A 20,902-nucleotide genomic window follows, 5' to 3' on the forward strand; every position below is an offset into this window, starting at 1 on the left:
GCATCCGTTGAGCCCGTTCAGGCACTCAACGGCCTGAAGGGGTTATTCACCGCTGACCAACTGGTGGGCCAACTGGTTGTGGCGTTCCAGCACCCGCGGCAGGTCGACGGTGGTGAGCTGACCGTCCTTGACCACCACGCGGCCATTGATCACGCTGGTATGGACGTGGGTCGGGGTACAGAACACCAGCGCTGCCAACGGATCGTGATGGGCCCCGGCATAGGCCAGATGGCCCAGGTCGAAAGCGACAAAATCCGCCACCATGCCAGGTGCCAGTGCACCAATATCATTGCGGTTAAGCACCTCGGCGCCCCCCAATGTGGCAATTTCCAGGGCCTCGCGAGCGGACATCGCATCGGGGCCAAACCCGACCCGCTGCAACAGCAGGGCCTGGCGCACCTCGCCGATCATGCTGGCGCCATCGTTGGACGCCGAACCGTCCACCCCCAACCCCACCGGCACGCCGTGGTCGCGCATCCTGCGAATCGGCGCGATACCTGAAGCCAGGCGCATGTTCGAACACGGGCAGTGGGCAACCCCGGTGCCGGTGCGGGCGAACAGCTCAATGCCGTGCTGATCGAGTTGTACGCAATGGGCGTGCCAGACATCGGGGCCGACCCAGCCCAGGTCTTCGGCGTACTCGGCAGGGGTCATGCCGAACTTTTCGCGGCTGTAGGCGATGTCACTGACGTTCTCGGCAAGGTGGGTGTGCAGCGATACCCCGTACTGGCGGGCGAGTACTGCGGCCTCGCGCATCAGGTCGCGGCTGACCGAGAAGGGCGAGCAGGGCGCCACGACCATGCGCAGCATCGAGCCATGACGCGGGTCGTGGTAGTCCTCGATCAGACGCTGGGACTCTTTGAGAATATGGGTCTCTTTCTCCACCACCGAGTCGGGCGGCAAGCCGCCCTGGCTGCGGCCCACACTCATGCTGCCGCGTGCGGCGTGAAAGCGCATGCCGATCTCTGCAGCGGCATGGATGCTGTCGTCCAGCTTGCAGCCGTTGGGGTAGATGTACAGGTGGTCGCTGGAGGTGGTGCAGCCGGAAAGAATCAGCTCGGCCATTGCCGTTTGAGTCGAAACCGCGATCATTTCCGGCGTGAGTCGCGCCCAGATTGGATACAAGTTGTTGAGCCAATTGAACAACTCGCCGTCCTGGGCTGCCGGCACAACGCGGGTCAGGCTCTGGTACATATGGTGATGGGTGTTGACCAGGCCCGGGATCACCACCTTTCCGGTCATGTCCAGAATCATGTCGGCCTGTTGCGGCAGGGATTCGCTGGGGCCGACCTGCTTGATCAGGTTGTCTTCGATAAACAGGCCAGCGCGCCTGATTTCCCTGCGTTCACCATCCATTGTGACCAGAAGTTCGGCGTTCTTGACCAGTAAAGTCTTTGCCATGGGTATTCCTCTTCCGTTTGGAGTTTGCTTTCAACGTAATGCTGTTGCAGGCATCGGTTTTCGGCTTGAGCCAAGCCCTGGCAGCCGGATACAGCATGGCCGGGCAGGGGCGGTCGGTTCACTGGCACACCCATGGGCGCAGTGAAAGCGGGATGACATGCGCCGGTTTGGCGCGGTGGATTGAAGCTGCTGTGCAAGCTGCATGGTGATTGACCGTCGCAATACGCAGCGGCGTTTGCCGGTGTCGTAGGCGTGCAGCGATGTAACCAGAATTGGTTATTATTGTATACAGTTAAAAATGCAGTGTTGTTGCCGATTGTGGCTGGGATGAGGTTTTGCGGGTGTGTGGTGGGTAAATCCGCTCAGCATGGGGCCTGTTTAGCCGCTGATGTCGGGCTTTGGCCTTGCTCCAGGCGCAGGATTGCCCAGGCAACGCCAAGCCCCCTCACAGAAGGGTGTTGCCCGCAACGGCCGGGCAAGCCATGCGCTTAAACCCAGTGAACTGGTGTGTCGACATAGATATGGGTTTGCTTGTGCGCCACAAAGGGCGTGTCGAGCGTGCCCAGGGCAATGGAAACCCAGTCGGCGAATTCACCTTCGCTGCGTGACCAGAACAGGTTGGAACCGCACTGCGAGCAGAATTCGCGCACCACCGTGGCCGAGGAGGGGTAGGCGGTGATCTTGTCGGCACCCTGAAGCACCCGCAGTGCGCTGCGCGCAACGCTGGCATAGGAGGCAAAGGCCGCACCGTGGCCTTTGCGACACTGGCCGCAATGGCAATGGCTCACCGCTTTTGGCGCCGTTAGCAGTTCATAGCGCACCGCTGCGCACAGGCAGCTTCCTTGATATCGCTCTGGCATGTGTACGTCCCTGACCCTGAAAAAAACGGACTCTAGCACCTCGACGCAATCCCTTGAACGACGTTCGCGATGACGTCATTGTCCAAAATCTGGCGCCAAAAATGCCACATAAAACGCTTATTTGGCCATTAATTTGCTATCAGGCTATGATCAAGGCGTTTTTCCAATTGGACACCCCGAGTTATGGCCGTTGACCTGCAGGCGCTCTATCCCAAACTGATCCATCTGATGCTGGACACGGTGTTTGTGGTCGACAGGGACAACCGCATTGCCTTTGTCAGTGATGCCTGCCAGGCCCTGCTTGGTTACCGTGCCGACGAGCTTACGGGGGCCTTGATCACGGACTATATCCACCCTGAGGACCTGGCGATTTCACGCGCCTCCATTGTCCGGGTGATGAATGGCCAGCCCCATGTTGATTTTCGCAACCGCTATATCCGCAAGGATGGCAGGGTTGTGCATATCCTCTGGGCCGCCTTCTGGTCTGAGGATGTCGGTGCGCGGATCGGGGTTGCACGGGACGTGACAGCCTTGAGGGCGGCCGAGGACGAATTGCGCTTTCTGGCTCATCACGACCCGCTGACCCAACTGCCCAACCGTGCGCTGTTCAATGACCGCCTGGAAACGGCCCTGCGCGCTGCGCGCCGACGCAACAGCACATTGGCCCTGCTGTTTGTGGACATGAATGATTTCAAGGGCATCAATGATGTCTACGGGCATGCCATTGGCGATCGCGTGTTGCGTATGGCTGCGCAGCGCCTGCACGGTTGCGTGCGTGAATCGGACACGGTGGCGCGCATGGGCGGTGATGAGTTCACCGTGCTGTTGACCGATATCCAGTCAACCGACGATGTGGCATGGAAAGTCGAACAGATTAGTGTGGCGATGGCCGAGCCGCTCGGGGCTGAATTCGGCGGGATCCAGATGCCGTCCTGCAGTATCGGCATGGCCTTTTACCCCGTGGACGGGGAGGATGCCGATACGCTGCTCAGCCATGCCGATGGCGATATGTACCGGATTAAAAGGCAGCGCTCCAGGGCCGGGTGACAAGGGGCTGGGTACCTGCGGCAAAATGGCCTGATAAATCCCCGGCCGCTCTCTTCAACTTGTACCTGTGTGCGGCTACTATGCGCGCCCTGATTCTGCCTGGTCGATGCTTGTCTTGAGCCTTGCCTGTCACTTGTTCGCCACGTCCGTGGCGTCGAGGACGCACAATCACACACCCCGGTTTTTCTGTCTCGCCCCGGCCTGTGCCGGCAGGTGCCGCTGTGCTTTTGCCCGAGCGGGTTAGCCATTGATCAATGAGGTCTAGAGTCAATCATGTCTGTCCAATTGCTGGCGATGGCGCTGGCGCCGTTACTTGGGCTGTTTATCATCAGTATCGGCAACGGCATGCTTGCCTCGCTGACCACCCTGCGCCTGGACACAATGGGCCAGTCGGCGACCATGGTCGGTATCGTGTCTTCGGCCTATTTTATCGGCCTGACCCTGGGCTCGATCTTCAATGACCGGCTGATTGTGCGCATCGGCCATATCCGCGCCTACAGCTGCTTCGCGGCACTGATTGCCACCTCGATCCTGTTCCAGGGCATGTCATCCGAGCCCTGGACATGGTTTGTCCTGCGCCTGGTCAATGGCTGGGCCAGCGTCGGCGTGTTCCTGGTGGTGGAAAGCTGGCTGTTGATGGCCGCCGACCCCAAGATTCGCGGGCGCCTGCTGGCCCTGTACATGATTGCGCTGTACGGTGCGGGGTTGCTGGGGCAGGTCAACCTGGGGGCCATTGCCCTGACCGGTGACACGGTGCCCTTTATGATCGCCGCCATTCTGGCTTCGCTGTCGATGTTGCCCATTGTCATGTTGCCGCGGGCAACCCCCATTGTTGAGCGCGCAGAACCGCTGATGCCGCTGCAGTTGCTGCGTGCGACGCCCACCGGCGTGATTGGCTGTTTTGGCTCGGGCATTGCGATTGCCGCGGTCTATGCGTTGCTGCCCTTGTACCTGCAACGTATCGGCCTGGACGTGACCGAAGTGGGGCATATGATGGCCTGGGTGATTCTCGGCGCCATGCTGCTGCAGTACCCGGTCGGGCGCTGGTCGGACCATCAGGACCGCCACTTGGTATTGATCGTGCTGGGCGCTGCCTGTGCGCTGCTGTCGCTGATCATCCTGATGCTGCCAGCCGGTTCGCCATTACTGGTAGTGGCGTTTTTTCTGCTGGGGGGCGGTATCTTCGCGATTTACCCGGTGGCGGTCAGCCACGCGGCGGACCGGGCATCGTCGGGAGCGATCGTGAGCATGATCCAGGGCCTGTTGCTGATCAACTCGCTGGGCTGTGCCATCAGCCCGCTGGTGATTTCGCCGCTGATGACCCGGGTCGGCGAAGCCGGGCTGTTCTGGGCCCTGGCTGCACTGAACGTGGGCCTGGTGCTGCTGTTTGCCTGGCGCCGCGCCAAGGGCTCGGAGCCTGTGACCGCTGCACCCTTTACCGCAGCGGCACAAATGTCGGCCGTCGGGGTCGAGATGCGCGTCACCGAAGACCTGGCCCAGGCCGTGCTGGAGCATGAGCGCGAGGTCGATGGTGCGGATCAGGATGAGCAGGTGGCGATTGTCGGCAAAGCCTGATTTGTAAACGTCAGGATGTACACATCAAGCGCACCCGCTCGTAGTTAAGTGCCTTGTTGCGTTCGGGCAGCGAGTAGGGCGCCTGGCACTGCTGGTCCGCCCATTTGATGGTGAGGGTGGCGGCATCTGTTTGCGTCAGGGCCAGAGCCTTGCCGCTCGGATCGGCGATGGCGACCTGTTTGCCGTCAGCATCTTCCAGGGCCGCACCAAACGGCAGTGGACTGCCTTGGGCATCGAACAGCTCGAACTGCACCCGGCGGCCGGTCTTGCCGATGTAACGTGCCACCACCACCGCACCACGGCGAGGCACCACTTGTTGGGTGGCGTTGTCGATGTCGATCTCTGCACCCAGGTCGCGGGTGTCCAGGGTAATCCAGTTGACCCGGTATGGCTGCGCGTTTGGTACCACTGCAAAGCCGTTGGCACCCGTGGTGGCGCCGCTGTAACTGCCCACTTTCACCCCCGCCACGCCGGGCACCTCGGCCAGGGCGAAGGTTTCACCGACGCTTTGCCCCAGGTTGATCCCGCCCGCGTGGGCCACCACTGAGCCGGCAAGGTTGAGGTTTTGCGCGTTATAACCACGACCCTGGCTGTAGCCGCCACTGATATCCATCACCGAAGTCCGTGTATTCACACTGAACGAACCGGAGCTGCCGCTGTTGGCACTGTTACCGGCCTGCACGGAGTAATAGGTGTCGCTGCTTTCGGATACATAACCATTGATTCCGACCTGAGTGCTGTCGCCGGATTTCTGGCTGTAGGCAGACAGATAGGCCCGCGGAGCCCGTGGCTGGGAACCCAGCGGGAAAGAGGCTGACAGGTTGACCTGGGTGTCATTGTTCGACGGTCCATAGTTGCCGATGTCCCGGGTGTAGCTGGCGCCCAGGTTGTAGCTCACCTCGCCCCAATAGTTGCTGTAGCCGGTGGACAGGCTGCGCGCACCACCGCGACCCCAGTAGCGCTGGTCGCTGGCGTTGAGGTAAATGCTGCCATATTGCTGGTTGCGGCCGATGCTCTGGTTGATCGTGACGTCGGTGCGGGTCTTGGAGTTGCCCCAGAGGGTGGGTCCGTCGGCGCTGAGCGCCTGGACATGGTCACTCAGGGTTCGATAACCCTCGGTCGAGTAGCGATAGGCGGCTAGGGTGAAGGTGGTATCGGTGCCACTGAACGTTTTGGCATACAGCGCCCGCAGGCTGTTACCCCGCAGTGATTGGCCGGGGGTACGGCTGGCGGAATGCGTCGAGTCCACCGAGACAGCACCCACAGGCGTGTTGCGACCCGCGCCAATGGCCAGGGCCTGAAAGTTTTCCGCGGTCTGCATGCCGACAATGCCTGTCAGGTTACTGCTCACGCCATAGGCCAGGGTGCTGCTGACAAACTGCGGCGATACCTGGTCAGCACTGTTGCTGTTGTAGCGGCCCGCCGACACGCTGTATTTGAGCTGGCCTTCGCGGACCATGATCGGCAGGCTGGAAAACGCCTGCACGGTCACCCGGCGCTGGCCATCGGCTTCGATCACGGTCACTTGCAGGTCGCCATTGGAGCCGCTAGGGTAAATATCGCTGATTTCAAACGGCCCTGGCGGCACGCTGGCGGTGTAGAGGATGTAATCGTTCTGGCTGATTTTCACGGTGGCGTTGGTTTGTGCCACGCCACGGATAATCGGCGCATAACCGCGCTCACTGTCCGCCCGCATACCTTCGTCCGAAGCCAGTTTCAGGCCGCGATAGCGCACACTGTCGAACAGGTCGGTGTCAGAGAAAATATCACCGGCACTGAACTGGCCCTTTAGCGCGGTCACGTCATGTTGCACATAGCTGCGGTTGCTTGTGAAACGGTTGGGCTGGCCAGTAGCAGTGCTCAGATTCGACTCGTTGCGCAATCGCCAGGCGCCCAGGTTGATGCCGTTGCGCAAGCCCAGGTTATTGGAGTGAGTGGTGGCATGTTCAGTGCCAGTGCGGCTACTGCTCAACTGGTAGTTGAAAAAGGCCGCTGCCACGCCGTGATCCCATAGCGCAGGGTCGACATAGCCGCGCATGCCCCGCTGCATGGCCTGCTGCGGCACGCTGACCATCAGTCGCAAGCGGCTCGCGTCGAAGCGCACCGTGGCGTGTTCAATCATTGCGGGCAGGTCATGGCAGGCCTGCGGATCATCGTCTGTCAGCTTGCCGGCGGCCTGTAACTGGGCCATGTCGATGCCCAGTTGTTGCAGCATGTCCAGGGTCAGGCAGGCTTCGACCTTGCCCGATGCCTGGGTGCGCCGGAACTCGATGTCACGACGGCCCACCAGCGTCTCGTTGCTGTACAGGTCAACGCGATAGTTGCCCGGCAATACGCTATTGGCGCTCAGCAGCAATTGCAGGTCAACCGCCTGCGCCCCTTTCAGGAACGAGGTGTTGAATCGCGCCAACTGCTCCAGTTCGGATGCAACGGCAAACCCCGGTAAGCTAAGCAGGAGGGTGATCAGTAATGGGCAAGTATTGGATAGCCGCGCACAATGAGTGACGCCGTGATCGGGGCGGCTGTTCATGATTAATAACATGCAAATGACCTGTATCACCCCCGGGTATGTGTAACTACGCGGAGTGAAAAGAATACTAAGAAGAACAGCGGTTTTTCAGGTCGCCTTATTTAGGAGACTCTTTGTTCAACCGGGCTGTGGTGCTGGCCGTACTGACAAGTTGCGCGCTATAGGCATCCAGTGCGCCATAGTCATTAATACTGGCAAAGCTCAACTGGGCTCGGCTGGGCGAATGTAACTGCTTGAGCGGGAATTCTTTTAATTGGCCAGGTGCAATCATGCTTGATTCAGCGGCCAGTTCTGATGAAGTACCTGAAACAACGGTGATATCGCTCATTGATACATGGTAAACCCCGGGGTTTTTAACCGTCAGGAGTGAGTGCCCGGAACGATTGTGCAATTGCCACAGCAACTCGCTCGGCGCACTGTAGGCTTGGGCGGTCAGGCCCGCCGGGCGAAAGAACAGCTTGATCCGTTGGCGTACCGCCAATTGCAGGGTGTTCTTGATTTTCGAGGCTTGGGGGATTTCCTGGACATTGAGCCACAGCACCGACTCCTGGTCGTTTGGCATGCCCGCGCCTTCATAAATGACCCGCAGCAGTTGTTGCTCCTGGCCGCTGATCCTGGCCAGCGGCGGCGTGACGGCGAAGGGCACGGCTGCAGTCTGGTTGTCGCTGTCGACCCAGGACTGGATCAAGACGTCCTCACCACTGTTGCGCACGGTGAGGCTTGCTTCCTTGTGCTTGCCATCGAAAATAAGCCGGGTGGAACTCAAGGAAATGCTCGCAGCCGCCTGGTTGACCGCCAGCAGGCCAAGCAGCCCCAGGGAGATTAAGGGACGATAAGACATGATGATCACCGTTGGGTTCATAGGGTATGCAGGGCGCCGGGCCCTGCATTGGCTGGCATGATTCGCAGGTTATTCGTATTGCAAGGTGAACGGCAGGGTCGCGTCACCCTGGCCAGCGACGACGGTTTTCAAGTCAGCGGTGGTCACGTAAGCCGCCGAGAATTTCAGCGAAGTGCTGCCATCCTGCATCGTGTTGGAAATGCGTGCGGTAGTTGGCGAGTTGAGGTTGATCAGCGCGCCATCGGCATCGAGCAGGGCGATACCGATGTTCTTCGCGGCGCCCAAGCCTTCGAGCAATTTGAGTACACCGGTCTCGCCGACAACACCTGAACCTGCGCCTGTTTTAGGCTCGAAAATCAGCGCGACTTTGGTGCCTGCGTTGCAACTGATCTTCATGTCGAAGTTCTCGGCGCTCAGCTTGCCGCTGCCTTTTGGCATTTCAGCGGTACCCATGTCCTTGATCGAGACTTCGCCCATCGGTACGGAGATGGTGCGGTTCAGGTTGGTACCTTCGACCGAGCAGGCATCGCTGTTGATCACGCCGGTAAAGTTGATGGTGCCGGAACCTGCTTTGACGGGTACCGGATCGGCTGCCATTACACTGCCCGTGGTGGCAAGCAGGGACAGGGTGATAAAAGCCAGGGAGAATCTGTTCATTGTGATTACCATTAGTTCTATTAGGGGTTCAAGAAGTGCATGAGCACGATATAGAACCCCTGTTAATGGCGGAATCAGACAATCCTTAGAAGTGCCTTGAGGGTATGAAGAAGAAGCGTTGATAAATATGAAAGTCAGGGTGCTGGCAAACAATCGGTGCGAAATATTAATAGCGTCAGTTAAACAACTGGCGCTCAATACAATAGGCCAGCAAGTCCTGGTCACTGCTGACTTCCAGTTTGCGCATGGCTGAAATTTTTTGCGTGCTGATGGTTTTGGCGCTTCTGTTCAAACCTCGGGCGATGTCATTGACACTTTGCCCGGATATAAACAGGCGCAATATTTCGTGCTCCTTGGGTGAAAGCCTGGCGAAACGCTGATCCAGGGCAGCAGCCTCAATCACCGAAACAGCTTGCGGCCCGGAATTTTGCAATGGATTACCCAGGGCAACGGCCTTGAGCGCAGCCTGGATTTCGTCATGCAACTGGCACTTCTGGATCACCCCGACCACCCCGAGCTCTTGCAGGCGGGTCAGGATCAGCGGGTTGGAAATCATGGTCAGCACCAGAATCTGCACTGAGGGGTAGTGGCGCTTGAGGTACTCCACCAGTTTGAGGCCGTCACCATAAGGCGAGTCGGCCGGCATGTTGAAGTCGGTGATCACCAGGTCTACGCGCACCTGATCCAGCAACGCGACCAGATCATTGGAGCATGTTGCCTGGCCTACCACGCAAAAGCGTTCATCACGCTCCACCAGTTCGCGTACGCCCACCAGGACGATGGGATGATCGTCTGCGATCACTACGTTGAGTTTATCCATGACGATATATCCGTGAGGTGGCATTGAAGGGGGCGAAATCGGGATCATTGCTGTGTACTCAGCAGCGTGTTGAGTTGTTGCAGCAGCAGACGAACTTCCTGGGCAAGGGCAGGGGTGACGCTAAACCCCGTTAACTGGCACTCCAGTGCGGCCAATGCTCTGGCCAAAGAGCTGAGCTGAACTGCGCCCAGGGCCCCGGCCATGCTGTGCAGTTGTTGGGCAACCGCGCTGGCATCACCATTGTCCAGCGCCTGCAGCGTGATACGCAGATCCTCTTGCAGGGTACTGACAAAAAGTTCGCGCATGTTGGCCGACAGTTGCAGGCGGTCGTGCGCGGGCACCGGGGCCGGGTTTTCGGCGGCGACCATAACGGCCGCCGCCCCGGTAATCTTGCTGTATTTGCCCAAGTGCGCGCGCAAGGTCTGCAGATTCAGCGGTTTGGCTATCCAGGCATTCATGCCCACGGCTGCGCAGCGCTCATCCTCTTCACGCAAGGCGTTGGCGGTCACACCGATAATGGGCAGGTCTGCGTCACGGTCGCGCAGGGCCGCAGCGAGTTCGTAGCCATTCATGATCGGCATATTGACGTCGGTCAGCACCACGTCGAATTGACCGGGCAGCCATTTGGCCAGGGCTTGTTCGCCATTGACGGCAATCACCACCGAGCAACCCAGGGCTTCAAGCTGTTCTTTGATGATCGCGCCGTTGATGGGGTTGTCCTCGGCCACCAGGATGCGCAGGTCAAGCTTGCGCAGTTTTTCGTCGATAACCGTCGGCGGCGGGCTGGTTGCCCCCTGTTGCTGCAGGAAAATCGCCCAGGCAATTGCCCGGATATCATGCAGGTCGACTTCCCAACCCTGGCCGGTGTACTGCGGCGGGTTACGCCCGTTAGCCGTGGCAACGACCCGCGGGCCTGCCCAAGGGCCCTCACTGGCGCTTGGCGATACGTCGAGCAGTAAGGCCGGCTGCGCTGTCTGCACGTTTATCGGACGGGTATCGACCCCAAGGCGGTTAAGCCAGGCGCATAGGTGTTGCGTCAGCTCTGGCGTTTGCGTACGCACTTGGACTGCAGGGCCACCCACCCTGAATGGCGGGCAATTGAGCAGTTCGCCGGGTGCGGTCGGGAGGGCAAGTTGCAGAATAAAGCTGCTGCCCAGGCCTGGCTCGCTGACCACCTCCAGCTCACCCCCCATCAGTTCGGCCAGCCACTTGCAGATAGCCAGGCCTAGCCCGGCACCGCCCTGGCTGGTGGCGTCGCTGGCCTGGTAGAACGGGTCGAACAGCTGGTGTTGCTGGGCCGGGGAAATACCGATGCCTGAGTCACTGACCTGCCAGGTCAGGTGACAGATACCGGCCTGGGTCTGGATGACGTGAACGCGCAGTACCACGCGACCGTTTTCAGTGAACTTGATGGCATTGCTCAGCAGGTTGTTGAGCACTTGGCGAATCCGCAGCGGATCACCGCACACCCGGTCCGGCAGAGTCGCATCGATGCAGGCATACAGTTGCAGGCCTTTGGCTTCGGCGACGGCGCTGTAGGTGCGCACGCAGTCTTCGCTCAGCTCCAGTGGGCAGAAGTCCCGGGCCTCGATGTTCATCTGGCCGGCTTCGATCTTTGATACATCGAGCACATCGCTGATCAACTGGAACAAGGTTGAGGAAGAGCGCTGGATGGTGTGCAAATAGTTCTGCTGGCGCGGCGCCAGCGTGGTCAGTTCCAGCAGTTCCAGGGTGCCCAGTACGCCGTACAGTGGTGTGCGGATCTCGTGACTCATGGTCGCGAGAAACCTGCTTTTGGCTGCGTTGGCCGAGTCGGCAGCCTTGCGTGCAGCTTGCAGTGCGGCGGCGTCTTCGATATGCCGGGTCACATCATGAAAGGCGCAGAGCCAGGCATCCTGCGCCTTGTAGCGGGTGCCGACAAAGGCCACATGCAGATGACGACCCTCCATCTCCAGATCCGCCTGGCCGGCTTCGTTCAAGTCGTGCTGCTGCCTGAGCTCGCTGATCAGGCGGTCAGTGTCCTGGCCGTGCTGGGCGATCTGGTTCTCCAGCAGCACCTTATGATCGCTGCGCCGTACCACGCACAGGCCGGTGGGCGCGGTATCAATCAGCGCACGACTGAACGCCTCGCTTTCGGCGATACTTGCGTGGGCATCATGGGCGGGCATGACCACGGTTTCCAGGTACCAGCGATTGAACGCGCGACCACAACCCAGGCCCGCAAGGACCAGTAGCAACAAACCCAGTAATGGCCAGAAGGCGTGATCGAGGAAGGTTTTGAAAGTAATGACATAGATACCCGTCCAGGGTTGTTCGCCTGGGCTGGTCAATTTCAGGATCAGGCCGTCATGGCTGAAATTCACCCCCTCATCGAGGGTTTGCCCGGGTTTGAGTTCGCCGACAAGCACTTCACCTGAGGGGGCAATCAGGGTGAAGCGATCATAGATCGACCACTGCATAAGCCGCTCAATATTGTTGATCTGCGACAGGTTCAGCAGCGAGGCCACCACAACAGATGAGTGGGCGCCCTGGATAGTGGGGCGGGCTGTGGGCAACTCGATATTCACATAGGCCAGCAAAATTGGTGATGGCGCTTTATTGTCGAGTGGTGGGTAGGGGACCCAATGCACACGGTCGTTCAACGGTTGTGAGCCCTGCTCATGCAAGCGCTGGGTGACTTGCTGCATCACCCCGATAAAGCTGCCGCCCTGTAGCTGTCCGACATCGCGCAGACGACCCGCTGCGGGTACTGCAATGTCGAAATTGTCCGGTGTGTTGAACAGGATGACTTGCGGCGATTGATAGTGTGACGCGGACCAAAAGGCACTGTAGTAGTTGCTCAGGTAAGTCCCCAGGGCAAATATTTTTGCATATTGGCTGGTTGCAATCTTGTCCGGGTTGATCTTGACGCTAAAAGGCAGGGAGAACGAATACTCCCGCCCTTCATAGATGTTGGGCCCTTCATCGGGCAAGGGTTTTTGCTGAAACGGGGGAAGGGTATGCACAAGGCTGAACTCATCCCTTTTACTCTTGTGGGCAATGTTGTGCAGGAAGGTTTCCTGTTCGTGAAGATCTTCCATCAGGCGGGCAAAGTGAAAGTTCATGGTGTTGCGCTGCTCTTCAATCATGCGCTGCACGCCCACAGAACTGATGCCCAGCAACAGCAGCACCAGCGCGCCGAGCACAATCAGGCTTTTATTGCGGCGCAGGGAGCTGCTGGCCAGTTTCTCCAGCAAGGTATTGGGATGGTTCATTACACAGCGCTGCGTGCGGTGGGTTGATAGATGTTGGGCACAATGACCTCTGACGCAATCGACGCTGAAAACACTGTCGCGCGGTTCAGTAGGCGCTTGCCGGGCCGTCATGGGTCAGCAACTGCTGGAACTGGTCCGAAGAGACAGCATGGGAAATCAGGAATCCCTGGACCTGAGTGCAGTCGATTTTACGCAATAGGGCAAGCTCCTGCGCGGTTTCTACACCTTCAGCGACCACCGTCAAACCCAATTTTCGGCCCAGTTTGACAATGCTGGTCAATGCCTGGGCCAGCTCTTCATTGTGGTTACAGCCCTGCACCAGTTCGCGATCGATTTTCAGCTCGGTGAAGGGTGCGCAAACCAGGTTCATATAGGAGCTGTAACCCTTGCCAAAATCATCCTGGGACAGGTCAAACCCCTTGATCCGCAACCTGCAGGCTCCAGCGTAGAAGTTGCTGATGTCATTGGGCACCGAACATTCCATCAGCTCAAAGCAGATTCTCCCCGGCAGGCCTTTATGCTCGAGTACGAACGCCAGTATGCGGTCGGGCAAGTCGTGACTGTTGAGCAGATGGGTCGGCAGGTTGATTGACACCGGGATGTCATAGCCTTGCTGGCGCCAGTTGGCCTGGGCCGTGATGGCCTGCTCCAGCACACGCCAGAGCAGGCATTCTTCAAGGCCATGGGCCTTGAGTGCGGGCAGAAACATGCCGGGCAATAAAACCCCATGCTCGGGATGCAGCCAGCGCACAAGGGCTTCGGCGGCCACAATGCGGGCATTGACCAGGGCTTTTTTGGGCTGGAACCAGGCTTGCAGCTCACCGCTCTTCAGTGCGTTGAGGATGGACCGGCGATCAATGCCGGGGGTGACCTTGAGCGGGGCGACCTGACGCAGTGCCAGCAATTGATCGGTCAGGCCACGCAAGGCCGCAGCATTGACCGGTTTGGAAATAAGGCCGAGGACTTTAACCTGCAGGTTACTTGCCACCAGGCTGGCGCCCATCAACATGCGCCGTGACGCGGCACTCATGATCGCCAGTGCTGGCCGCGTGGGCAGGGCGGCAAGGCCCTGGATAAACTGCACGCCATCCATGCCGGGCATCAGCAGATCGGTGAGGACCAGGTCGAAATTGCGTTTTTCAAGACGCGCCAACGCTTGTTCACCATCCCTGGCCATTTCCAGATGAAAATCCCCCAGCTCGCTGAACAGATTTTGCAAATACAGATGCTGGAAGGGATGGTCTTCGACAATCAAGATGCTACAGGTCTTCATGGGTGACTCGTTGGTAAGGGGCCAGGCAATTGAACAGGGCGCGCAAGGTAAAGGGTTTGACCAGGCAGTGGTTCATACCAGCCGCAAGGCAAAGGGCTTCCTCACCGCGCATGGCGTTGGCGGTGGCGCCGATGATCGGGGTTGTGCAGCTCTGGCGGCGCAATGCTTGCGCCAGTTGGTAGCCGTTGAGCCTGGGCATGTTGACGTCGGTGAGCACAATGTCGAATGCCGTGGCGCTCCACAGGGACAACGCCTCTTCGCCGTTGCTGGTCAGTTCCACGGTGCAGCCGAGTTCTTCTAGCTGGTCGCGCAGAATCAATTGGTTGATGACGTTGTCCTCGGCGACCAGAACATGCAGTTGCAGCTTGCGCAGGTCGTGTTGTTCGTGCTGTTTTTCGGCGTTGATCATCGGTTGCCCCAAGGCATGCCTCACGGTCTGATGAAGGGCATGGAGATCGTTGATATTGACCTTCCAGCCTTCGTCGCGACGCTGCGGTTCATGGGTGCCGTCGCTTGTTGCCAGCACCAGCGGGCCGTTCCATTCAGGTGCCAGACGCTGTTCCAAAGGGCCAGGGTGCAGCTCTATCAGCAGGCAATCGGGGCCAAGGTCCATGCAGGATGGCAGGCCGATTTGCGCATGGGCGCCCCAGCGTCGTAACCAGCCACCGATGGCTTCGGCAAGCTCGCGGATGGGAGAGAGGATATAAATGCTGGCCTGGTTCAGGCTCATGTCCGGCGCAGCGCTGGTGGTAGGCTGCTCCAGAGGCAGGGTCAGGGTAAAGCTGCTGCCCAGCCCCGCCTCGCTGACCATACGCAGGGTGCCGTTCATCAAATGGGTCAGGCGCAGGCATATCGGCAAGCCAAGGCCGGTACCGGCGACCACATGGCTGTTGCCTTCAGTCTGGTAGAAGGGGTCGAAAATCAGTGCCTGATCGTCGCGGGTGATGCCTTTGCCGGTGTCCGAAACTTGCCATTGCACACTGGCGCGCTCGCCTTCGCGGCTCAGCAGCTTGACGCGCATGACCACACGCCCGGTGTCGGTGAATTTGACGGCGTTGCTCAGCAGGTTATTGAGGATCTGCCGGATCCGGCTGAGGTCGCCGATCAGTCGGTCTGGCAATCGCGGGTCGAGACAGGCATAGAGTTGCAATCGTTTGCTGTGCGCGGCCGCGGCGTATCCCTGGACCACTTCACGCATCAACGCCAGTACCGAGAACTCGCTCCATTCCAGGGCCAGTTGCCCGGCTTCGATCTTTGACACATCCAACACATCGCAAATCAGTTGCAACAAGGTCGCCGAGGAACCCTCGATGGCTCGCAGGTAGCTGCTTTGCTGGCTGTCCAGGCGGGTGCGGGCCAGCAATTCAAGGGTGCCCAGTACGCCATACAGCGGTGTGCGGATTTCATGGCTCATGGTGGCCAGGAACAACGTCTTGGCCTCATTGGCGCTATCGGCCAATTGGCGTGCCTGTTTCAGGGCCGCTTCGATCTCGGTGCGAGTGCTGATATCGCTGAAAGCGCACAGCAGCACCTCTTCGCCCTTGTAGCGGGTGGGTACGCAACTGAGGTACAGGTGGCGTCCGGCAGCAGTTTCAAAGTAGTCACTCAAGGACGGTCTGGCAGGATCAAAGGCACGTTGAATCCAGTCCGGGCTCAGCTGTTCGCGCTCGCCACCCGGGGCCAGCCAGTGCTGGGCCAGGGTGTTTTCCAGCACTACCTGGCCGTTGGCGCGGCGCAAAACACAAAGGGCCACTGGAGCCGTCTGGATCACATCGCGGCTGAACAGCTCGCTCTCGACCACCGCCTGGATACGGCTGATGGCCGGGGTAATAAACCGGCATTCGATACGGCGGATCAACAGCCATACCAGGCTGATGCTGAGCAGGCAGAACAGCAGGGCACCGGCCAATTGCGGCCAGAGCGAGGTGAGCACGGCCCGCAGATCGATGGAGTAGACGAGGTGCCAGTCAGAAGACCGCAACTGTTTGCGTAGTACAAGCTGTTCAGGCAACCAGCCGGAGCCAACCAGGCCGAAGAAATCTTGCTGATTGACCGCACGCAGGTCCTGGCTGGAGGGTGGCCTGGAGCTGTTGCTGAACAGTGGCACACCCTCAAAATTGAACATGGTGAACTGCCCTGAGCACTGGTCGCTCAGGGTGTTGGCCACGGCCTTGCCGTCCATTTCCAGGCCCAGCCAGCCGGAGTTCGGATCGCGCTCATCGAGGCGAATGAAAATATACAGCTGCGCGTGAACATCATTGCTTTGGGTCAGCCAGAGTTCGCGCAGGCTGGTACGAGTGTCGCGCTTGAGGGCTTCGAGCTGGGACAGCAGCGCCGGGGGAAACGGGCTTGCCTTGTCGGTGGCGGTGTACAGGCGCGTCACTCTGGCTTCGGCGCCACTGCTGATATAGAGCAGGTTGAGCTGCTGAGCCAGCAGGTAGTCACGCATGCGCTGGGTTAACCAGATGCTCCACTGCTTGCCGGGTGTGTGGCCGAGCAACAGGCGGGCCTCTTCTGTCGAGGCGGCTGCCAATGCCCCTTGGGGCTTGCGTGTGGCCGCCAGGCTAAGGCTCTTGAGCAGGGCTTCGCGGGTGGTGAAGAAGGTATGAGCCTCGGCAATCGCACCGCTCATGGCGCTGCGACGCTGGGAAACCTCATTGTTGAAGGTAAACAGCAGAAAACTGTACACCCCACCCAGAATGCCTATCAGCAACACCAGGGCAAAGATGCGCAGCAAGCGCCGTGCGGCGTCAGGGGTGGAAAGGATCGGGCTGATCTGGTGGAGGTAGGTCTTCAATCTCATGCCGCCACTTTAGGCAGGAGCAGGGCGGCAGAAAATCAGACGATCCTTAATCTGTTACAGGTAGCTGATGATAAAGGTGACATCGGTGTTGGCGCTGCCCGCCGTGATCACCTCTTCGGCCAAGCGGTAGTAGGCCGCCGCCAGTGGAATGTTGAAGTTTTTGCCCGTGGTATTGAACGCGCTGAACGTATAGGTGGTGTCCAGGGCCAGGGGTTGCCCGGCGTCATTGAGCAATTGCAGGCCCAGGCCTTTGGCGGTAGAAGTGCCGTTGAGTGCCACGATACCTTTCTGCGCATTGATGACCTGGGTGGTGGCCTTGAGTGAGTAGGTCACTTTCTTGACGCCGGTCTGGCAATCGTTAAGGCCGATATTAAACTTGACCACCCGCGGCGTGGCGCCGGCACGGTCAAAATCAATCAGGCGATAATCATCGCCCATCGCGACCGGCACCGAGGGGGTCTGGCAGGAGGCAGCGTTGAGCACGATGGCGTTGCTCAAGTTAAGCAGGGTCAGATCCAGCTCGCCGCCCCGCAGCTTGCCAAGGGAACCCGAGGGGACTTTTATCTTGGCTGCCAGCTCGCCTGTCTTGACGATTTCAAGCCGGTAGAGGCCTGCACCGATGCCGTAGTTGCTTGCCTTGAGGCTAAAAGCCAGTTGCTCATAGCGGCTCAGTACATCAATCCACAGTCGGTAAGACAGGCCTGACTTGCCCAAGGGGAATAGGGTGGTGGAGTCTGTTGGGGTACCCTGTGATGGGTTTGGGACCATGCCGAATTGGCTGGCAGCGGTGCAGACCCAGCTTTGCCCCTCGACTTGAACGCTGTCTTGATAGATCACCGTGCCATTGGGAGTGTCGGCAGCGACCGTCAAGCTTTTGCCCGCCAGATTGCTACCGAAAGTTGCGGTCCTGGTGGTGCTGCTATCGCTGAAGGTGCAATTGGCGGCCATGACGGCTGATGAGTATGCAGCCGTCATCACCACAGCCATTTTCAGCAGGCGGCTCAGGGAGGGTGAGGTCAGTCTCATAGTGAAAGGGTTGCACGTTGGCCAAGGAGTGCCCCACGTTAACCATCACCCCGGCCTGTGAACATCAGGCGATCCTTAGTCTGCGCTCAAGGCCTTACGCAACCACCGGAATCAGCGGGTCCGCCGCCGCCAGCGCCACGTCGCGGTCGGCGATGGGCGGGTAAATCCACTGGGTGTTGATTTGGGTTTTCAGCGCCTTGCCTTCCTGGCGTACCAGCTTGACCTGGCGGTCCCAGCCTTCGGTGAAGACAGCGCCCCAGGCGCCCAGGTCCAGGCAGGTGACATATTTGCTCTGGCGGTAAGGCACCGGTGCCACACCGAGTAACTGGGCGGCGGCGTTATTGCCCGCCGAGCGGCCCAGGGCAATGGCATGCTGGCAGGTCATCAGTGCATGGTTGCCCAGCTCGTCGCAGGCAGCAAAGGCGCTGTCGCCGGTGGCGAAAACGTTTGGCGAACCGATGACCCGCAAATTGGCGTCGACATGCAGGCGGCCCAGCGGATCGCGCTCGGCAGGCACCTGGGCCGTCAGCTCACTGGCCCTGACGCCTGCTGTCCAGACCACGGTGGCAGCGTCGATGCGCTGGCCGTCCGCCAGGGTGACGCCGTGCTCGTCCACCGCGACAACCGAACTGGACAGGCACCATTCGACCCCCAGTTCGGCGGTTGCCTCGGCGATCACCGGGGCGATGGCGGTGCCCATTGAGGCACCTACGCTTTGCCCGCGGTCGATGATGATGACCCGGGGCTGGCAATCGGCACCGAGGATTTCGCGCAGGCGCGCGGGCATTTCACAGGCCGTTTCGATACCGGTAAAGCCGCCACCTGCAACCACCACCGTGCTGCGTGCCGGGGTGTCGGGCAAGGCCGCCAGGCGTTGCATATGGGTTTCCAGGCGTTCGGCCTGTTCAATTGAGTCGACATTGAAGGCGTGCGCCTGCAAACCCTCGATATCCGGCAGGTTGAGTTGGCTGCCGGCCGCCAGCACCAGCGCGCTGTAGCCCAGTGTGGCCGTCATCCCGGCAGTGTCCTGATAAGTGACGGTGTGCTGTGCAACGTCAATCTGCCGGGCCAGGCCGGGAATGAACTGCACGCCGGTAGCCTCAAACAGCTGGGTCAACGAGGTGCGCATTGTGTGGACCTGCGGTTCATAGAAGCGTGGACGCACCCTAAGCTCGGCCACAGGAGCGAGCACTTGCACGCTGATGTCCTGGCGGTCGTGCTGGTCGAGCAGGCGTACGGCACTCAGGGCACTCCAGAAACCGCCGAAGCCGGCGCCGATAATCAAGATAGTCTTTTTCATAAGTCATTCCCGGGTCATGAGGGGGCTGTGAGCAGTGTCGTTGGGCTGCTCGATAACTACGACTATAGTTGTCGTAGTTATCGATTGGCAAGGCCTGTTCTGACGGGAATTATTTGTGGGCAGTGTTTTTGATCTATAAAGACTATTAATTTCAATGAGGTGCAAAGTAATTGAAATGTAATTTATTAGAAGTAGAAGGCGCTTTTGCCAAGGTTGAATTTGCCTCAATAGGGGGCTACTGATAGCTTTGTCTGGAATGAATCAGTCGGAGTTGATATGGCGTTCTATAGCGCGGGGGTCGAGTACGGCATCCACTGCCTGTTGTTTCTGGTCGATGATCTGGGCGACAGCCGGGAGGCCAGTGTGCGCGAGCTCGCCGATCTGCAAGGCGTGCCCCATGAGTACTTGGCGAAGATTTTCACCAAACTGGCCAAGGCCGGTTTGGTGATCGCAACCGAGGGCGTGCGTGGGGGCTTTAGATTGGGTCGGCTCGCGCAAGAGATCTCGATGCTGGATATCGCCCAGGCCATCGACGGGCGTAAGGCCATGTTCGAGTGTCGCGAAGTGCGTGGTCGCTGCGCGCTGTTCGAGGGCGACGCGCCGCCGTGGGCAACGCAAGGCACCTGCGCCATTCACGGTGCCATGATCACGGCACAGAAGCGTATGGAAGAAGCCTTGAGCCAGCAGACCATTCTCGACCTGTCGCGCTCGTTCGGGCGCAAGGCACCCGCGGGGTTTTCCGCGGGGATCAATGAGTGGATGCAGAGCCGGCGTGGCGGCAGGGGCAATGTGCCGCTGGTGGACGTCAGTGATTGACGCCCCCGTGAATGCGCCCCCGCAGGGGCGCAGCGATCAGTTGACCGGCATTTGCGGGCGACGTTTGACGCGACGCTTGATAAAAACGGCAATCACGATCAAAAGCAGTGCCAGCACGCTGAAGAATACCGTGTTGAACCATGGGAAGGGCTCGTCGCGGCTGTTGGTGGCCTCAATCGCGGTGATATTGGGAAATACCGAGAAGATCTTGATACGCCAGCCGTAGTAGCGGATCAGCGCCAGCTGGTTGGCATCGCGGGAGTAACCCTGGGCCTTGGCCTGGATATCGGCAGAATCGAACTTGAAATACCAGGGGAAGGACCAGCCGGTGTCTTCGTTGCGATAAACCATGACCTCCTTGGTCACCGGGTCCTCGGTGTTGATGAAGTACACATCGCGGGTCGGACCGTCGGCCGGGTTTTCTGCGCTGATCACGCCGTTGTGATCCATGCGCTTGACCTCAACCCCCGTGACCATCACCACATCGTGCTGGGGCAGAAAGTAAAACAGCCCCAGCGCCACTGCGCCGACTGCCAGCAGGATGACCCCCAGAATGATGCCTTTGAGCCATTTCATGCAAAAACCACGCACATATCAATTATTCCTGATGACTGTTGATTGAACTTGCGGCGCAGCTTATCGCAGCCTGCCCAAAGGACTACAAGGCCTGCATGCGCTGGCTACATAATTTGTAGCATT

The 20,902-nt window shown here is 59.4% G+C and carries 15 protein-coding genes; 3 read left to right on the forward strand and 12 right to left on the reverse strand.

The features are described from left to right. Nucleotides 1-42: 42 nt before the first annotated feature. Together AB3G35_RS13245 and AB3G35_RS13250 are read right to left on the reverse strand one after the other, a co-directional pair. Nucleotides 43-1,401, reverse strand: coding sequence for an 8-oxoguanine deaminase (locus tag AB3G35_RS13245; protein WP_369781591.1), 1,359 nt, complete (start codon nt 1,399-1,401; stop codon nt 43-45). 488 nt (nt 1,402-1,889) lie between these two features. Continuing rightward, on the reverse strand, nt 1,890-2,261 hold the full coding sequence (locus tag AB3G35_RS13250) for a GFA family protein (RefSeq protein ID WP_169885930.1): 372 nt from the start codon (nt 2,259-2,261) through the stop codon (nt 1,890-1,892). Between the two features lie 183 nt (nt 2,262-2,444). On the opposite strand from AB3G35_RS13250, the gene AB3G35_RS13255 reads away from it, so the two are divergent. Together AB3G35_RS13255 and AB3G35_RS13260 are read left to right on the forward strand one after the other, a co-directional pair. Then, nucleotides 2,445-3,308: a diguanylate cyclase domain-containing protein gene (locus AB3G35_RS13255; protein WP_315247926.1), complete on the forward strand. Its 864-nt coding sequence runs from the start codon at nt 2,445-2,447 to the stop codon at nt 3,306-3,308. Between the two features lie 273 nt (nt 3,309-3,581). Further along, nucleotides 3,582-4,883 carry an MFS transporter gene (locus AB3G35_RS13260; protein WP_016780625.1) on the forward strand — a complete coding sequence of 434 codons (1,302 nt, stop codon included), beginning with the start codon at nt 3,582-3,584 and terminating at the stop codon, nt 4,881-4,883. Between the two features lie 10 nt (nt 4,884-4,893). Here the strand turns inward: AB3G35_RS13260 and AB3G35_RS13265 are convergent, their stop codons facing one another. The 9 genes from AB3G35_RS13265 to AB3G35_RS13305 all read right to left on the reverse strand — a co-directional run bounded on the left by AB3G35_RS13265 (nt 4,894) and on the right by AB3G35_RS13305 (nt 19,387). Continuing rightward, nucleotides 4,894-7,413, reverse strand: coding sequence for a fimbria/pilus outer membrane usher protein (locus AB3G35_RS13265; protein WP_369781592.1), 2,520 nt, complete (start codon nt 7,411-7,413; stop codon nt 4,894-4,896). Between the two features lie 97 nt (nt 7,414-7,510). Next, nucleotides 7,511-8,254, reverse strand: a complete 744-nt coding sequence (locus AB3G35_RS13270; protein WP_106117112.1) for a molecular chaperone — start codon at nt 8,252-8,254, stop codon at nt 7,511-7,513. A 69-nt stretch (nt 8,255-8,323) separates the two neighbouring features. Continuing rightward, on the reverse strand, nt 8,324-8,911 hold the full coding sequence (locus AB3G35_RS13275; protein ID WP_134050688.1) for a fimbrial protein: 588 nt from the start codon (nt 8,909-8,911) through the stop codon (nt 8,324-8,326). 175 nt (nt 8,912-9,086) lie between these two features. Beyond that, nucleotides 9,087-9,731 (reverse strand): response regulator, encoded by a 645-nt coding sequence (locus AB3G35_RS13280; RefSeq protein ID WP_106117089.1) that lies wholly within the window; start codon nt 9,729-9,731, stop codon nt 9,087-9,089. 44 nt (nt 9,732-9,775) lie between these two features. Further along, nucleotides 9,776-12,985 carry an ATP-binding protein gene (locus AB3G35_RS13285; protein WP_369781593.1) on the reverse strand — a complete coding sequence of 1,070 codons (3,210 nt, stop codon included), beginning with the start codon at nt 12,983-12,985 and terminating at the stop codon, nt 9,776-9,778. Nucleotides 12,986-13,070: 85 nt separating this feature from the next. Beyond that, nucleotides 13,071-14,258 carry an EAL domain-containing protein gene (locus tag AB3G35_RS13290; RefSeq protein WP_106117087.1) on the reverse strand — a complete coding sequence of 396 codons (1,188 nt, stop codon included), beginning with the start codon at nt 14,256-14,258 and terminating at the stop codon, nt 13,071-13,073. Beyond that, the gene (locus tag AB3G35_RS13295; RefSeq protein WP_369781594.1) at nt 14,245-17,061 is read right to left on the reverse strand and encodes an ATP-binding protein; all 2,817 of its coding nucleotides are present in this window, start codon (nt 17,059-17,061) and stop codon (nt 14,245-14,247) included. The genes AB3G35_RS13290 and AB3G35_RS13295 overlap by 14 nt, the downstream gene beginning before the upstream one ends. 54 nt (nt 17,062-17,115) lie before the next feature. Further along, nucleotides 17,116-18,087 carry a fimbrial protein gene (locus tag AB3G35_RS13300; protein WP_315247937.1) on the reverse strand — a complete coding sequence of 324 codons (972 nt, stop codon included), beginning with the start codon at nt 18,085-18,087 and terminating at the stop codon, nt 17,116-17,118. Nucleotides 18,088-18,181: 94 nt separating this feature from the next. Beyond that, nucleotides 18,182-19,387 (reverse strand): NAD(P)/FAD-dependent oxidoreductase, encoded by a 1,206-nt coding sequence (locus tag AB3G35_RS13305; protein WP_369781595.1) that lies wholly within the window; start codon nt 19,385-19,387, stop codon nt 18,182-18,184. A gap of 276 nt (nt 19,388-19,663) precedes the next feature. On the opposite strand from AB3G35_RS13305, the gene AB3G35_RS13310 reads away from it, so the two are divergent. Beyond that, nucleotides 19,664-20,203 carry an Rrf2 family transcriptional regulator gene (locus tag AB3G35_RS13310; RefSeq protein WP_016780629.1) on the forward strand — a complete coding sequence of 180 codons (540 nt, stop codon included), beginning with the start codon at nt 19,664-19,666 and terminating at the stop codon, nt 20,201-20,203. 36 nt (nt 20,204-20,239) lie between these two features. Here the strand turns inward: AB3G35_RS13310 and AB3G35_RS13315 are convergent, their stop codons facing one another. Beyond that, a complete protein-coding gene (locus AB3G35_RS13315; RefSeq protein WP_016780630.1) occupies nt 20,240-20,779 on the reverse strand; it encodes a DUF1523 family protein in 540 nt (179 codons plus the stop codon). Nucleotides 20,780-20,902: the final 123 nt, after the last annotated feature.

It is taken from the genome of Pseudomonas sp. WC2401 (assembly GCF_041200115.1).
In the GTDB taxonomy this organism is placed as follows: Bacteria; Pseudomonadota; Gammaproteobacteria; order Pseudomonadales; family Pseudomonadaceae; genus Aquipseudomonas; species Aquipseudomonas fragi.

Coding starts and splice junctions, on each gene's coding strand:
- AB3G35_RS13280 (WP_106117089.1), bottom strand. CDS start 9,731: ATGGATAAACTCAACGTAGTGATCGCAGACGATCATCCCATCGTCCTG.
- AB3G35_RS13300 (WP_315247937.1), bottom strand. CDS start 18,087: ATGAGACTGACCTCACCCTCCCTGAGCCGCCTGCTGAAAATGGCTGTG.
- AB3G35_RS13260 (WP_016780625.1), top strand. CDS start 3,582: ATGTCTGTCCAATTGCTGGCGATGGCGCTGGCGCCGTTACTTGGGCTG.
- AB3G35_RS13315 (WP_016780630.1), bottom strand. CDS start 20,779: ATGAAATGGCTCAAAGGCATCATTCTGGGGGTCATCCTGCTGGCAGTC.
- AB3G35_RS13275 (WP_134050688.1), bottom strand. CDS start 8,911: ATGAACAGATTCTCCCTGGCTTTTATCACCCTGTCCCTGCTTGCCACC.
- AB3G35_RS13305 (WP_369781595.1), bottom strand. CDS start 19,387: ATGAAAAAGACTATCTTGATTATCGGCGCCGGCTTCGGCGGTTTCTGG.
- AB3G35_RS13290 (WP_106117087.1), bottom strand. CDS start 14,258: ATGAAGACCTGTAGCATCTTGATTGTCGAAGACCATCCCTTCCAGCAT.
- AB3G35_RS13295 (WP_369781594.1), bottom strand. CDS start 17,061: ATGAGATTGAAGACCTACCTCCACCAGATCAGCCCGATCCTTTCCACC.
- AB3G35_RS13255 (WP_315247926.1), top strand. CDS start 2,445: ATGGCCGTTGACCTGCAGGCGCTCTATCCCAAACTGATCCATCTGATG.
- AB3G35_RS13270 (WP_106117112.1), bottom strand. CDS start 8,254: ATGTCTTATCGTCCCTTAATCTCCCTGGGGCTGCTTGGCCTGCTGGCG.
- AB3G35_RS13265 (WP_369781592.1), bottom strand. CDS start 7,413: ATGAACAGCCGCCCCGATCACGGCGTCACTCATTGTGCGCGGCTATCC.
- AB3G35_RS13250 (WP_169885930.1), bottom strand. CDS start 2,261: ATGCCAGAGCGATATCAAGGAAGCTGCCTGTGCGCAGCGGTGCGCTAT.
- AB3G35_RS13285 (WP_369781593.1), bottom strand. CDS start 12,985: ATGAACCATCCCAATACCTTGCTGGAGAAACTGGCCAGCAGCTCCCTG.
- AB3G35_RS13310 (WP_016780629.1), top strand. CDS start 19,664: ATGGCGTTCTATAGCGCGGGGGTCGAGTACGGCATCCACTGCCTGTTG.
- AB3G35_RS13245 (WP_369781591.1), bottom strand. CDS start 1,401: ATGGCAAAGACTTTACTGGTCAAGAACGCCGAACTTCTGGTCACAATG.